The 12,615-nt window shown below is 61.5% G+C and carries 13 protein-coding genes; 8 read left to right on the plus strand and 5 right to left on the minus strand.

The genetic code is table 11. The annotated features are described in order from the left end of the window. The first annotated feature begins 408 nt into the window (after positions 1 to 408). The 3 genes from pflB to JNO51_RS15120 all read left to right on the plus strand — a co-directional run bounded on the left by pflB (position 409) and on the right by JNO51_RS15120 (position 4,745). Positions 409 to 2,667: a formate C-acetyltransferase gene (gene pflB / locus JNO51_RS15110; protein WP_215778864.1), complete on the plus strand. Its 2,259-nt coding sequence runs from the start codon at positions 409 to 411 to the stop codon at positions 2,665 to 2,667. A gap of 68 nt (positions 2,668 to 2,735) precedes the next feature. Next, the gene (gene pflA, locus JNO51_RS15115) at positions 2,736 to 3,488 is read left to right on the plus strand and encodes a pyruvate formate-lyase-activating protein (RefSeq protein WP_215778866.1); all 753 of its coding nucleotides are present in this window, start codon (positions 2,736 to 2,738) and stop codon (positions 3,486 to 3,488) included. 54 nt (positions 3,489 to 3,542) lie between these two features. Continuing rightward, positions 3,543 to 4,745: an acetate/propionate family kinase gene (locus tag JNO51_RS15120; protein WP_215778868.1), complete on the plus strand. Its 1,203-nt coding sequence runs from the start codon at positions 3,543 to 3,545 to the stop codon at positions 4,743 to 4,745. 64 nt (positions 4,746 to 4,809) lie between these two features. Here the strand turns inward: JNO51_RS15120 and JNO51_RS15125 are convergent, their stop codons facing one another. Next, positions 4,810 to 5,496 carry a GNAT family N-acetyltransferase gene (locus JNO51_RS15125; RefSeq protein ID WP_215778870.1) on the minus strand — a complete coding sequence of 229 codons (687 nt, stop codon included), beginning with the start codon at positions 5,494 to 5,496 and terminating at the stop codon, positions 4,810 to 4,812. Between the two features lie 2 nt (positions 5,497 to 5,498). After that, on the minus strand, positions 5,499 to 5,888 hold the full coding sequence (locus tag JNO51_RS15130) for a rhodanese-like domain-containing protein (protein ID WP_215778873.1): 390 nt from the start codon (positions 5,886 to 5,888) through the stop codon (positions 5,499 to 5,501). A gap of 80 nt (positions 5,889 to 5,968) precedes the next feature. On the opposite strand from JNO51_RS15130, the gene JNO51_RS15135 reads away from it, so the two are divergent. Then, on the plus strand, positions 5,969 to 7,444 hold the full coding sequence (locus JNO51_RS15135) for a PLP-dependent aminotransferase family protein (protein WP_252346111.1): 1,476 nt from the start codon (positions 5,969 to 5,971) through the stop codon (positions 7,442 to 7,444). Positions 7,445 to 7,460: 16 nt separating this feature from the next. Beyond that, the gene (locus JNO51_RS15140) at positions 7,461 to 8,003 is read left to right on the plus strand and encodes a GNAT family N-acetyltransferase (protein ID WP_215778875.1); all 543 of its coding nucleotides are present in this window, start codon (positions 7,461 to 7,463) and stop codon (positions 8,001 to 8,003) included. A gap of 9 nt (positions 8,004 to 8,012) precedes the next feature. On the opposite strand, the gene JNO51_RS15145 is transcribed toward JNO51_RS15140, so the two are convergent. From JNO51_RS15145 to JNO51_RS15155, 3 genes are read right to left on the minus strand one after another with little or no spacing between them, the layout of a single operon-like run. After that, positions 8,013 to 8,411 carry an OsmC family protein gene (locus tag JNO51_RS15145; protein WP_215778878.1) on the minus strand — a complete coding sequence of 133 codons (399 nt, stop codon included), beginning with the start codon at positions 8,409 to 8,411 and terminating at the stop codon, positions 8,013 to 8,015. 3 nt (positions 8,412 to 8,414) lie between these two features. Next, positions 8,415 to 8,900: a GNAT family N-acetyltransferase gene (locus JNO51_RS15150; protein WP_215778880.1), complete on the minus strand. Its 486-nt coding sequence runs from the start codon at positions 8,898 to 8,900 to the stop codon at positions 8,415 to 8,417. 52 nt (positions 8,901 to 8,952) lie between these two features. Continuing rightward, a complete protein-coding gene (locus JNO51_RS15155; protein ID WP_215778883.1) occupies positions 8,953 to 9,261 on the minus strand; it encodes a cysteine-rich small domain-containing protein in 309 nt (102 codons plus the stop codon). Positions 9,262 to 9,450: 189 nt separating this feature from the next. On the opposite strand from JNO51_RS15155, the gene JNO51_RS15160 reads away from it, so the two are divergent. The 3 genes from JNO51_RS15160 to JNO51_RS15170 all read left to right on the plus strand — a co-directional run bounded on the left by JNO51_RS15160 (position 9,451) and on the right by JNO51_RS15170 (position 12,612). Continuing rightward, on the plus strand, positions 9,451 to 11,328 hold the full coding sequence (locus JNO51_RS15160) for a diguanylate cyclase (protein WP_215778885.1): 1,878 nt from the start codon (positions 9,451 to 9,453) through the stop codon (positions 11,326 to 11,328). Between the two features lie 81 nt (positions 11,329 to 11,409). Further along, positions 11,410 to 11,778 (plus strand): cupin domain-containing protein, encoded by a 369-nt coding sequence (locus tag JNO51_RS15165; protein ID WP_215778887.1) that lies wholly within the window; start codon positions 11,410 to 11,412, stop codon positions 11,776 to 11,778. 96 nt (positions 11,779 to 11,874) lie between these two features. Further along, entirely contained in the window at positions 11,875 to 12,612 is a 738-nt protein-coding gene (locus tag JNO51_RS15170; protein WP_215778891.1) for an ABC transporter substrate-binding protein, read from the plus strand. The last annotated feature ends 3 nt before the right edge of the window (positions 12,613 to 12,615 follow it).

The following is a 12,615-nucleotide window of genomic DNA, read 5'->3' on the forward strand; positions in this document are numbered from 1 at the left end:
TGTATTCGCGCCGCCGTCAAAGTTCGAAATCGAATAAAAACGAAATATCCCTCGCCTTACAAAGCCGAAATCGGCGAGAATTTGGCCATGGCGGGTTGTCGCATTGCACAATTTCCTGTCGCGTTTTTGCACGATACATCGCCCCCGAAGGACGAATCGAACATGGCGCCTTTTCTGGTGTCCGTTCCGATGGATCGATATCACCAAAAGCGACATAAACCCTGTCATTTCAATATGTTCATGCCTGGCCGACCCGGCCAGCACAAACGAAAATCCGTGTTCGGATCTCACAAGAAATGCCACACGCTTGGCATTTGCTTGACCCAAATCAAACACAATGTTCGTTTTCGAATTTATATTGAGTTCGTAAGATGACATTTTGTTTCGAAATCGAAATTGGAGGCGGTAATGGAAGCCCTGACTCGCAACGCGATTGACGCCGACCCCTGGCACAGTTTTGTCTCTGGCAACTGGCAGACTTCGGTCGACGTACGTAACTTCATTCAACTCAACTACACCCCGTATGAAGGCAATGCCGATTTCCTGGCTCCGGCCACCGAGCGCACCAAGGCGCTGTGGGACAAGCTGGGTGAGTTGCTGAAGGAAGAACGTGCACGCGGCGTGCTGGATGTTTCGGCTGACCGCGCCTCCAGCATCACGGCACATGACGCTGGCTACATTGACCAGCAAAGCGAACTGATCGTCGGTCTGCAGACCGATGCCCCGCTCAAGCGCGCCATCATGCCGAACGGCGGTCTGCGCATGGTCGAAAACGGTCTGGAAGCTTTCGGCTTCCATCTCGACCCGATCATCAAGGACATCTGGACTCACCATCGCAAGAGCCACAACCAGGGTGTGTTTGATGTCTACACCCCGGAAATCATGGCGTGCCGCAAGTCGGGCGTGATCACCGGTCTGCCGGATGCCTATGGCCGCGGCCGTATCATCGGCGACTATCGCCGTGTTGCCCTGTACGGCATCGACTTCCTGAAGTCGGATCGTCAGCGCCTGTTCAAGGAACTGAACGACGCCGTCTTCAATGACGACATCCTGCGTCAGCGCGAAGAGCTGTCGGAACAATTCCGCGCCCTGGAAGAGCTGAAGGAAATGGCCGCCAAGTACGGCTATGACATCGGCCGCCCGGCTGCCAATGCCCGCGAAGCCATCCAGTGGGTGTATTTCGCCTACCTGGCTGCCGTCAAGGAGCAAAACGGTGCCGCCATGTCGTTCGGCCGCGTGTCGACCTTCCTCGACGTTTACATCCAGCGTGACCTGGAAGCCGGTGTCCTCACCGAACAGCAAGCGCAGGAAATGATCGATGATCTGGTGATCAAGCTGCGTATCGTGCGCTTCCTGCGTACCCCGGAATACGATCAACTGTTCTCCGGCGATCCGACCTGGGTGACCGAAAGTATCGGCGGCATGGGCGAAGATGGCCGTCCGCTGGTCTCGAAGAGCAGCTTCCGTTTCCTGAACACCCTGTACAACCTGGGCCCGGCACCGGAGCCGAACCTGACCGTGCTGTGGTCGACCGAGCTGCCGCAAGGCTTCAAGGACTTCTGCTCCAAGGTCTCGATCGACACCAGCTCGATCCAGTACGAAAACGACGATCTGATGCGCCCGCACTGGGGTGATGACTACGGTATCGCCTGCTGCGTGTCGGCCATGCGTATCGGCAAGCAGATGCAGTTCTTCGGTGCCCGTGCCAACCTGGCCAAGGCCATGCTGTACGCCATCAACGGTGGGGTGGACGAGAAGTCCGGCGCCGTGGTTGCCCGCGGTTTCGAACCGATCAAGGGCGATGTGCTGACCTATGAAGAACTGATGCCGAAGTTCGACCTGATGATGGACTGGCTGGCCGCCACCTACGTCAAGGCGCTGAACTGCATTCATTACATGCACGACAAGTACGCTTACGAGCGTATCGAGATGGCGCTGCATGACCGCGACATCCTGCGCACCATGGCCTGCGGTATCGCCGGTCTGTCGGTGGCTGCCGACTCGATCTCGGCCGTGAAGCATGCCAAGGTTCACATCATCCGCAACGAAGATGGCCTGGCCGTCGATTACAAGATCGAAGGCGAGTATCCGGCCTACGGCAACAACGATGACCGTGCGGACAGCATCGCGGTATGGCTGACCGAAACCTTCATGAACAAGATCAAGGCGCAACCGTACTTCTATCGCAATGCCATGCCGACCCAGTCGGTACTGACCATCACCTCCAACGTGGTGTATGGCAAGAAGACCGGTAACACCCCGTGCGGCCGCCGCGCCGGCGAACCGTTTGCGCCGGGTGCCAACCCGATGAACGGTCGTGACGTGAAGGGCTTTGTGGCGGCAGGTGCTTCGGTGGCCAAGCTGCCGTACGAAGCTGCGCTGGACGGCATCAGCTGGACCGCTTCGGCAACCCCGGATGCACTGGGTCACACGGCAGAAGAACGCATTGCCAACATGTCGAACTGCCTGGACGGCTTCACCGCTGCCGGTGGCTTCCATGTGAACGTGAACGTGTTCAAGCGTGAAACCCTGCTCGACGCGATGGAACATCCGGAGCTGTATCCGCAGCTGACCATCCGCGTGTCCGGCTATGCGGTGAACTTCATCAAGCTGACGCGCGAGCAGCAGCTGGATGTGATCAACCGCACTTTCCACGCCAAGATGTAATATTGTTGTAGATGGCCGGGGCTTCCTGCCCCGGCTTTTTGTCATAGACGTCTGTTTCGGAAGCTGTCATGAGTACATCCTCCCCAACGCCGCCCATCGGCTATTTGCATTCGACCGAAAGCGGTGCCGGTGTCGATGGACCGGGCATGCGCTTCGTCTTCTTTACCTCCGGCTGTCAGTTCCGCTGCCTGTATTGCCATAATCCCGACACCTGGAAGCTGCATCATGGGCGCCAGGTCACGGTGGAGCAGGCTCTGGCGGAAGTGGCACCGTATGCCAAATTCCTCAAGTTCGCCGGCGGCGTAACGGTTTCCGGTGGCGAGCCACTGATGCAGGCCGAGTTCGTCGGCGCCCTGTTCACGGCCATCAAGCAGCAGTTCGGCCTGCACACGGCACTGGATACCCAGGGCTTCCTGCACGAGAACATCGATGATGCCTGGCTGGAAAATGTCGATCTGGTCATGCTCGACATCAAGCACAGCGACCCTGAGCGCTATCAGGCGCTGACCGGCCAGCCGCTGCAGCCGACCCTGGATTTTGCCCGCCGCCTGCAGCGCCTGGGCAAGAAGATGTGGATCCGCTATGTGCTGGTGCCCGGCCTGACCGATGGCGACGCCGATATCGAGCGTCTGGCGCGCTTTGTCGCCGATCTGGGGCCGACGGTCGAGCGCGTTGAAGTGCTGCCGTTCCACCAGTTGGGCATGGACAAATGGGCGCAGCTCGGCATGAACTATGAACTGAAAGATACACCGGTACCGACGGCCGAGCAGATCGCCAGGGCCCGGGCACTGTTTGCAGCTCAGGGACTGAAAGTCACCTGAGCCCTGTTGATTCCACTCTGATCACCCAACTCAACGCTTCGTAGGTACCTAAAAATGACGACGGCTACTCCACTGATTCTGGTCATCAACTGCGGCAGCTCCTCGCTGAAGTTTGCCCTGCAACCGGTCGGCTCGACCGATCCGATCCTGTCCGGCCTGGCCGAATGCCTGGGGTTGGAAGATTCGCGCATCATCATCAAGGGCGAAGAAGGCAAGTCGACGCAAAGCCTGAATGGCGGTCGTCATGCCGAAGCCATGGAAGTGCTGACCCGCTACCTGGCGGAACGTGATCTGCTGTCCAAGGTGGCCGCGATCGGCCACCGCATCGTGCATGGCGGCGAGCGCTTCACCGCTTCGGCGCTGGTCACCGAAGAAGTGCTGGCCGGGATCGAGGAATGCTGTGAACTGGCTCCGCTGCATAACCCGGGTCACCTGGTCGGTATCCGCGCGGCCCAGAAGGCCTTCCCGCAACTGAAGCAGGTGGTGGTGTTCGATACCGCCTTCCATCAGACCATGCAGCCGGCGGTCTATCGCTACGCCGTCGCCAAGCGCTTCTACACCGACTATCACGTGCGCCGCTACGGCATGCACGGCACCAGCTGCCGCTATGTGACCGGTGAAACCATCCGCGTGCTGGATCTGGATCCGGCCGAACACGGCATCATCATCTGCCACCTGGGCAATGGCGCCTCGGCCACCGCGGTGCGCAACGGCCAGTGTGTCGACACCACCATGGGCATGACCCCACTGGAAGGCCTGATCATGGGCACCCGTTCCGGTGACATCGACCCGGCTGCCGTCACCTACATCGCCCGCCGCGAAAACCTGGATCTGGACGGCATCGATACGCTGCTGAACAAGCAGAGTGGCCTGCTGGGCATTTCCGGTGTGTCGAGCGACTGTCGCGCGCTGGAAGAAGCGGCTGCGGCAGGTAACGCAGACGCCATCCTGGCGCTGGACATGTTCGCGCATCGCCTGGCCCGTCTGGTCGGTGGTCTGGCCACCTCGCTGCAGCGTCTGGATGCCCTGGTCTTCACCGGCGGGATCGGCGAGAACTCTTCGCTGCTGCGTGCCAAGACCCTGGCTCACCTGAGCATCTTCGGCTTCAAGATCGACGAAGCCGCCAATGAAGCCGCCATCCGTGGCAAGGCCGGGGTGATCACCGCGGCCGGCAGCCCGGTCGCCGTGGTGGTCAACACCAATGAAGAGTGCATGATCGCGCGCGATACCGCCGAACTGGCCGGCATCCACGCCTGATCAACGTCTGCACAGACAAAAAAAGCCGGAAGCATTTGCTTCCGGCTTTTTCTTTGGCGAGGTGTCAGCGCAGGCTCTGCAAGCGGCGGCGCTGCTGGCCGTCGGCAGCAAAATTGTCCGGTGCCAGCCAGGCTTCCAGTGCGGCGCGGACGGCCGGCCATTCATGGTCCAGCAGGCTGAACCAGGCGGTATCGCGATTGAGGCCCCAATTGACCCGAGCCTGGCGGAAGGTCCCTTCGTAGGTGAAGCCCAGTCGTTCGGCCGCCCGCATTGAGGCGGCGTTGAGCTGATTGCACTTCCATTCGTAGCGGCGGTACCCCCAGGCAAAGGCCTGGCGCATCATCAGATACATGGCCTCGGTGGCGATCGGCTGTCGCTTCATCTGTGGCGAAAAGTGCAGCCAGCCGACTTCGATCGAGCCATCAGGCGGGTTGATGCGCAGATAGGATGCGGTACCGACCACCTGGTTGCTGGCCTGCTCAATGATGGCAAAACGCAGCGGGTCCTGGCTTTGTTCACAGCCCTGCAACCATTGATCCCATTCGGCATCGCTCTGTGGCGGCGGGGTCAGATAGGCCCAGCCGGCAAGATCCGGCGCCAGGGCGGCACGCAGTCCGGCACCATGCTGCGCCACGCGGAAGGGTTCGAGCCGGCATAACCGGCCCGACAGGGTAAGCCGCTCGGGTGACTGTGCCCCCTGCCAGCCGGGGACTTCTTCGCCCAGCGGGCGTCCCAGATCGTCGTAGCGCATGCTCAACCCTCGCAACCGCATTGAACCTGACGGCCAGGGGTGGCGGTGGTGGCATAACCATCCCGCTTCCACCAGTCGATGCCGCCCTGCAGTTCCTTGACCCGGAATCCCAGCTCAGCCAGTTTGAGGGCGGTGCGGGTGGAGCCATTGCAACCGATGCCATCGCAGAAGGCGACCAGCAGATGGTCGCGCGGCAGTTGGGCGGTGGTTTCGGCGCTGATGCGGCGATGGGGCAGGTTGAGGGCGCCCGGGATGCTTTCGCGGGCAAAGGCCTCGGGCGAGCGGCCATCGATCAGCAACAGCGGTTCGCCGCGCTGCAGGGATTCGAACACATCCCAGCTGTCGGTCTCGTAAGCCAGCTTGGCCTGGTAAAAAGCGATTTGCGTCATCATGGTTTTCTCCCGATGGATTGTCAGCCAGTTCTCCATGTAGTCATGATATAAATCTGTACAGGTTCTGTAGAAGAGCCACCATGACATTACCGGAGGGAGCCACTTTGCAGTCTGCCTGGATCAGTGAGGCGCTGGCCACCGTGCTGCAGCGCCAGAGCAAGGAGGGGCTGGCACGTCAATTGGCACGCTGGCTGCGACAATGGATCAGCGAGGGCAAGCTGACGGCCGACAGCCGTTTGCCGGCCAGCCGTGATCTGGCGCGCAGTCTGCAACTCGGTCGCAATACGGTGCTGGATGCTTATGAGCAGCTGCTGGCCGAGGGCTATCTGGAAACGCGTCATGGCGCCGGCACGTTTGTCAGTTCGCTGTTCCAGGCCCCTGCCGTGGCGCCCCGCCCTGCCAGCCATCATCCCGGCCTGTCGGCCCGCGGGCAGTCGCTGGCGGCGCTGACGCTGCGCGAGGATGACTATCAGGGCGCGTTTGTGCCCTGCATCCCGGAGATGCGGGCGTTTCCACACCGGCAATGGCAGCAGTTGCTGGCACGCCACCAGCGGCTGACCCCCTTGCAGGATCTGAACTATCAGGCCGGCGGCGGTCTGCTGGCGCTGCGACGTGCCCTGGCCGACTATCTGCAAATGTCACGCGCGGTGCACTGCTCCCCGGAGCAGATTCTGATCACCCATGGCACGCAGCATTCGCTGTCATTGTGTGCGCTGCTGCTGGCCAGTCCCGGCGAGGTGGTCTGGCTGGAGGAGCCTGGCTACCAGGGGGCGCGGGCGGCTTTCGAGATGGCGGGTCTGAGCAGTGTGGCCGCGCCGGTCGATGCGCACGGGCTCAATCCGCAGCAGATTGACGACCCGCGTGCTCCGCGCCTGATCTATACCACACCGTCATATCAGTATCCCTGCGGGGTCACCATGCCGCTGGCGCGGCGGTTGAGCCTGCTGGCCCATGCCCAGCTGCACGGCGCCTGGGTCATCGAGGATGACTATGACAGTGAGTTTCGTTATAGCTCAGCACCGCTGCCGGCGCTGCAGGGACTGGCCAGTGACCAGCGGGTGATCTATCTCGGCACGCTGAGCAAGGTGATGTATCCGGGTCTGCGGACCGGCTATCTGGTGGTGCCGCCCGGGCTGGTCGATGCCTTTCGCGCCGCCAATACCCGGCTGTGTCCGGAAGGCCACTACCCGCTGCAGGGCGCACTGGCCGAATTTATCGACAGTGGTCTGTTCGCCCGGCACATCCGCCGCATGCGCGAGCTTTATCAGGAGCGCCAGCTGGTGCTGCGCCGGGCGGTGGCGGAAACGGTCGCCAGTGAGTGGCAATGGTCGTCCGGTCATGCCGGCATGCATTTGCTGGCCACCCTGCCGGCCGGACTGGACGAGGCGGCGCTGTGTCGTCAGGCCGCGGCACAGGGAATCTGGCTGGCCGGGCTGGGCCGGCACTATCGCGGCACGCCGCCTGCCCCGGGGCTGGTGATTGGCTATGCCGGGGTGGCCGAGCAGGCTATTCGCCGTGGCGTCAGCGTGATTGACCGTCTGGCACGCGGGTCTTAAATCATCAGGAGACAAGATGGATCCGATAGAACTGGTCACCGAGCGCCTGGTCATGCGGCAGATCAGCCTGCAGGACCGGGATTTTTATCTGCGGATCAACCGCCTGCCGCAGGTCATGCACTATATCGATGCCGTGCGTGATGATGCGGAGTGCGATCGGCGCCTGGCGGAGCGGGTGCCGCTCTGGCAACCGTCTTGCGGACAATGGCTGACGCTGGTGGTACGCCTGCGCGACAGCGGCGAGCCGATCGGCCTGCATGGCTTCCGGCTGGAGTTCGCGCCGCAGGGTCCGGCCGAGCTGGGCTATATGTTCATGCCGGACAGCCAGGGCCAGGGGCTGGCGCAGGAGGCCACGCGCCGGGTGGTGCAGTTTGCCTTCGACGACTGTGGCGTCCACAAGGTATCGGCCACGGTCACCGGCGGCAATCAGGCCTCGGCGCGTTTGCTGGAAAAGCTGGGTTTCCGGCTGGAAGGCCGGCTGCGGGCGCAATTCCGGCTGCACGATCAGTGGTATGACGATCTGAAGTACGGGCTGCTGGCCGACGAGCGGCAGCCCTGAACGGTCGGATCAGCCGGCGTTGAGGGTAAAGCGGGTGCTCAGGCGGATGCTGCCGCCGAGCATCAGGCAGACATGGCACTGCCGCTGCAGTGCCGCCGCCAGCACCTGGCTGACCAGCGCCTCGTCCACCCCCTGCGCGCGGATGTCGAAGACCAGTTCGATGTCGGTGTAGATCCTTGGCTCGGCCTCGCGCAGGGTTTCGTGCGTGGTCAGCTGACAGGACTCGACCTGCCCGCCCGCCTCGCTCAGGCCGTTGACCAGATCGGTGCTGCAGCAGGCCCCCAGGGCCATCACCAGCAGTTCGGTGGGACAGGGGGCGCCATGGGCGTCGGCATCGATCAGCACGGCGTGGCCATGGCGGTCACGGGCCAGAAAGGTGTTGTCCTGCAGATGGGTGACGCTGGCCATGCCTCATTCCTCTCCCAGGGCAAAGCGCTTCAGGCCATCCCCGGCCATGCGGTAGCGGACCCATTCATCCTGTGGTGCGGCACCGATGGATTGGTAAAAGCGGATCGCCGGTTCGTTCCAGTCCAGCACACTCCACTCGAAACGCCCGCACCGCTGCGACACGGCCAGTTGCGCCAGATAGCGCAGCACTTGCTTGCCGGCGCCATTGCCGCGGTGGGCGGGCGAGATGTACAGATCTTCCAGATACAGCCCCTTGCGTCCCAGCCAGGTGGAGTAGCTGTAGAAGTAGACGGCAAAGCCGATGTGGATACCGTCCGACTCGACGATCAGCGCATGGGCCGGACCATCGTGGGCGAACAGCGTGCGTTCGATGTCGGCCTGGGTGGCCACGACTTCATGTTCGGCTTTTTCGTAGATGGCCAGTTCGCGGATGAAACCGAGAATCAGGGCGGCGTCTTCGATGTGCGCCGGGCGGATGTTCAGGGACATGCGGCCTCCGGAGAATGAGTGTGATCACCCAGTCATATTACATCAGCATCGTTCAGGATTTGCTGTCGCGCGGCAATCCGTCCCAGGGTTGCGGGTCTTGCAACCATTTCTGCATCAGTTGCCAGGAGCGGGCATAGCCGTTGTGCGGCAGTTTGCAATCGCTGCAATCCTTGCGACCGACACCCTGACGGTCATGGTAGATGCGGAAGGGGCCGGGACATTGCAGGTTGACCAGCGGACAGTAGCAGAACAGGCAGTTGAACTCCTGCTTCACGCCCTGGTGGCAGGGCAGGTATTCGCACTGTTGATGGGTAAAGCCCATGTAATAGGTGGTGCTGTGGGGCGACACAGGATGGGACATGAGGCACGGCTTTCAAGGGGTCATGGGAGGATTCTAACGCCGTGCTGACGGCGCTGGCGCCGTGATGCGCCCTGCATTTGATCTGGATCGCCTGCCGCTGTCTCCGGGGTGGGAACCTGATCCATTTCTACATGATTCCAAGGTCATTTCGAGCTATAAATTGGTATGAATTAACGATAGTGAACGAGCATGCAAACTGTCATCGACGCCCTGAATCCGTCGACGCTGCAGCAAGCGCTGTGGCGTATCAGCTATGCGCCGGTTGGGGCTGATTATCTGCGCACGGTGGTGCCATGGCTGGCGCAGACGCTGCAGGCGCAGCGGGTGATGGTGACGCGCGCCATCGATCAACCGGTGACGCGGGTACGGGTGGTGGCGGCCAGTCCGGCCAATGGCGACAGTTTTCTGCTGGCCGGGCGTCCCTGCGAGCTGGTCTATCGCGGTCAGCCGCTGGCGCTGGTCAGCGGTCTAGCCGCGTCCTTCCCTCAGGGCCAGGTCGAGGGGTGCGACAGCTATCATGGTTTTCCGCTGCTGAATGCCGAGGGTCTGTGCGACGGGCATCTGTTCCTCGGTTTTGCCGGCGCCACTGCGCTGCCCGACTGGCTGCAAACCCTGCTGACCGAGCTGTGTGTGCGTCTGGGGGCAGAGTTGCGGCACATGCAGCAGGAAAACCGTCTGCAAGCCGCCGAACATCAGCTGGCGCTGCATAATCGGGTATTGCATCTGGCCAGCGCCAATACACCGCTGGTGACGGTGCTGGATACGCTGCTGCAGGGGATTGAGGCCGAGCATCCCGGGGTGATGTGCTCGATCATGGCGCCGGATCGCCAGGGGAAGCATCTGCATCTGCTCTCGGCCCCCAGTCTGCCGGCCGGCTATCTGGCCGCCATCGAGGGGGTGGCGATCGGACCGGGGGTCGGCTCTTGCGGCAGTGCCGCCTACTCACACCAGCGGGTGATCGCCAGCGATCTCGCGCAGCATCCTTACTGGGTCAATTTTCGTGAGCTGGCGGTGCAATATGCGCTCGGCAGTTGCTGGTCGCAGCCGATTCTGAGCGGCGAGCGCCTGCTGGGGGCCTTTGCCATTTATCACCCTCATCCCTGCGTGCCTGGGCAAGAAGACTTTGCCATGATCGACCGCGTCAGCGATCTCACCGGCCAGTTGCTGCTGCACCACGAGACGATGGAGGCGCTGCGGCTGAAGAGTGAGCACTACCAGATGCTGTTGCGGCATGGTGCCGACGGCACGGTGGTGCTGGACCGGCAGGGCAATTTTCTGGAAGTCAGCGACGGTTTTCTCAAGCAGATCGGGGCCAGCAGCAGTGAGGCGATTCAGGGTACGCGCATCTGGGACTGGTCGGCCAATCTGGATCAGTCGAAGGTGCTCAAACTGCTGCAGAATCACCGTGAACAGCCGCTGATCCTGCAAACCACCATGCGCCATGTCGACGGCTCACTGTGGGATGCCGAAATCACCACCACGGCGGTGCAGATTGATGGTCAGTCGCTGATCTGGGCCTCGGCACGCGACGTGACGGAACGCAAGAAACTGGAGGCCGCGTTGTTGCGCGAGGCCCGGCTCGACAGCCTGACCGGCATCGCCAACCGGGGCAATTTCCTGCAGGCGCTGGAAAAGGAGGTTGCCCGCGCACGGCGTTATCCACAGCCTTTGTCGGTGCTGATGCTGGATCTGGATCATTTCAAGGCCATCAATGACCGCTATGGTCATTCGACGGGCGACGATGTGCTGCGCACGCTGTGCCGCGAATCGGCGCCGCTGTTGCGCAAGGAAGACCTGATGGGGCGACTGGGCGGGGAGGAGTTTGCCATTCTGTTGCCGCACACCCCGCTGGCCGAGGCGGGAGAGGTCGCACAGCGTCTGCTGGCGCGCATTCTCGACATGGCGGTCCCGGTGCCGGAATACCAGGAACGCATTCATTTTTCCTGCTCGATCGGGGTGGCCACGCTTACGGCGGAAGACCGCCGCTTCGATACCCTGCTGTCACGTGCCGACAAGGCGCTGTATCAGGCCAAGGAGGCCGGTCGGGCCAGGGTCGCTCTGGGCTGATTGGCCACCGTTCTCCCTGCTTGCAGTTCGTCATAAACCATGACAATCTGTTTAAACAATTAAACAGACAGGGAGCATCGCATGAAACAGACCAAAGACATCATTGTGTTCCAGCGGCATGCTGTTGCTGAAGAGTCATTCACCGCGGCAGATGATCGTCGCATCGAAGGGGCCTGCCAGCAACAAGTCGCCCATCACTATTCGGATCCGAGTGGTCAGTTTCATGCCGGCATCTGGCGCGGCGGGCTGGGCAGCTGGCGCGTCAAATACTCGGAGCATGAGTTCTGCACCCTGCTGGAAGGGCATGTCCGCCTGACCGATCATCTGGGGCACAGTATCGAACTGCATGCCGGTGACCACTTCGTGATTCCGGCAGGTTTTGAAGGGGTCTGGCAGGTGTTGCAGCCCGCCTGCAAAACTTATGCAGTGTTCGAAAGTTCAAATAAATAAATTATCTTCCCAATAAATCCATATAGCATTTCCCTGCCCTCGCAGGCATGATGGCTTGTTCTATGATGAAGTGAAGAACGAATCGGGAGCTCATTCATGCGGTCTGCGGTGCGTGCTCTTCTCTGCTCGTGGCTGTGGCTGGGGACCTGCCTGCCGGCGGGTGCCGGCACGGCCATTCGGGTGGCCTTCGGCGAGTCGCTTGAGCCTTATGTGATGGTGGACAGCAATAATGGCATCGAGGTGGATATCATCCGTGCCGCGTTTGCCGCCCGGGGCATTGCGGTCACGCCGCAGTATCTGTCTCAGCCCAGGCTGCCCAGTGCGCTGGAGCAAAGCGAGATCGAGGCAGTCGCCACGCTGGGACGCCAGTCTGGCGTGCATGCCTTTTTCTCCAATACCTATGTCGCTTACGAGGATGTGGCCATCGCGCTGAAGCAGCGTCAGCTGAAGCTGGCACAGATCCATGATCTGGAAGGACTGAATATCCTGGCATTTCCCAATGCCACCCATTATCTGGGCAGCGAGTTTCGTGCCCTGGCCTGGCGCAATCCGCACTATGCCGAGACCGCCGATCAGATCAACCAGAACCGCCTGCTCTATCGCGGCGCCATCGATGTGGTGGTGAGCGACCGGCGCATTTTTCAGTGGATGGATCGCAAACAGGCGCTGCAATTTCACGAAAAACCGCAACCGGTCGACATCTTCCATTTGTTCCCGCCCACCACGTATCAGCTGGCCTGTCGCAGCCAGTCACTGTGCGAGACCTTCAATCAGGGGCTGAAGATCATTCAGGGCAATGGCGAGTACGAGCGCATTCTGAACAATTACCGCTAGGGA

Origin of the sequence: Paludibacterium sp. B53371 (assembly GCF_018802765.1) — a bacterium.
Taxonomy (GTDB): domain Bacteria; phylum Pseudomonadota; class Gammaproteobacteria; order Burkholderiales; family Chromobacteriaceae; genus Paludibacterium.

Bases quoted from the DNA above. Each gene is read 5' to 3' on its own strand.
- pflB (WP_215778864.1), top strand. From the start codon at position 409: ATGGAAGCCCTGACTCGCAACGCGATTGACGCCGACCCCTGGCACAGT.
- pflA (WP_215778866.1), top strand. From the start codon at position 2,736: ATGAGTACATCCTCCCCAACGCCGCCCATCGGCTATTTGCATTCGACC.
- JNO51_RS15120 (WP_215778868.1), top strand. From the start codon at position 3,543: ATGACGACGGCTACTCCACTGATTCTGGTCATCAACTGCGGCAGCTCC.
- JNO51_RS15125 (WP_215778870.1), bottom strand. From the start codon at position 5,496: ATGCGCTACGACGATCTGGGACGCCCGCTGGGCGAAGAAGTCCCCGGC.
- JNO51_RS15130 (WP_215778873.1), bottom strand. From the start codon at position 5,888: ATGATGACGCAAATCGCTTTTTACCAGGCCAAGCTGGCTTACGAGACC.
- JNO51_RS15135 (WP_252346111.1), top strand. From the start codon at position 5,969: ATGACATTACCGGAGGGAGCCACTTTGCAGTCTGCCTGGATCAGTGAG.
- JNO51_RS15140 (WP_215778875.1), top strand. From the start codon at position 7,461: ATGGATCCGATAGAACTGGTCACCGAGCGCCTGGTCATGCGGCAGATC.
- JNO51_RS15145 (WP_215778878.1), bottom strand. From the start codon at position 8,411: ATGGCCAGCGTCACCCATCTGCAGGACAACACCTTTCTGGCCCGTGAC.
- JNO51_RS15150 (WP_215778880.1), bottom strand. From the start codon at position 8,900: ATGTCCCTGAACATCCGCCCGGCGCACATCGAAGACGCCGCCCTGATT.
- JNO51_RS15155 (WP_215778883.1), bottom strand. From the start codon at position 9,261: ATGTCCCATCCTGTGTCGCCCCACAGCACCACCTATTACATGGGCTTT.
- JNO51_RS15160 (WP_215778885.1), top strand. From the start codon at position 9,451: ATGCAAACTGTCATCGACGCCCTGAATCCGTCGACGCTGCAGCAAGCG.
- JNO51_RS15165 (WP_215778887.1), top strand. From the start codon at position 11,410: ATGAAACAGACCAAAGACATCATTGTGTTCCAGCGGCATGCTGTTGCT.
- JNO51_RS15170 (WP_215778891.1), top strand. From the start codon at position 11,875: ATGCGGTCTGCGGTGCGTGCTCTTCTCTGCTCGTGGCTGTGGCTGGGG.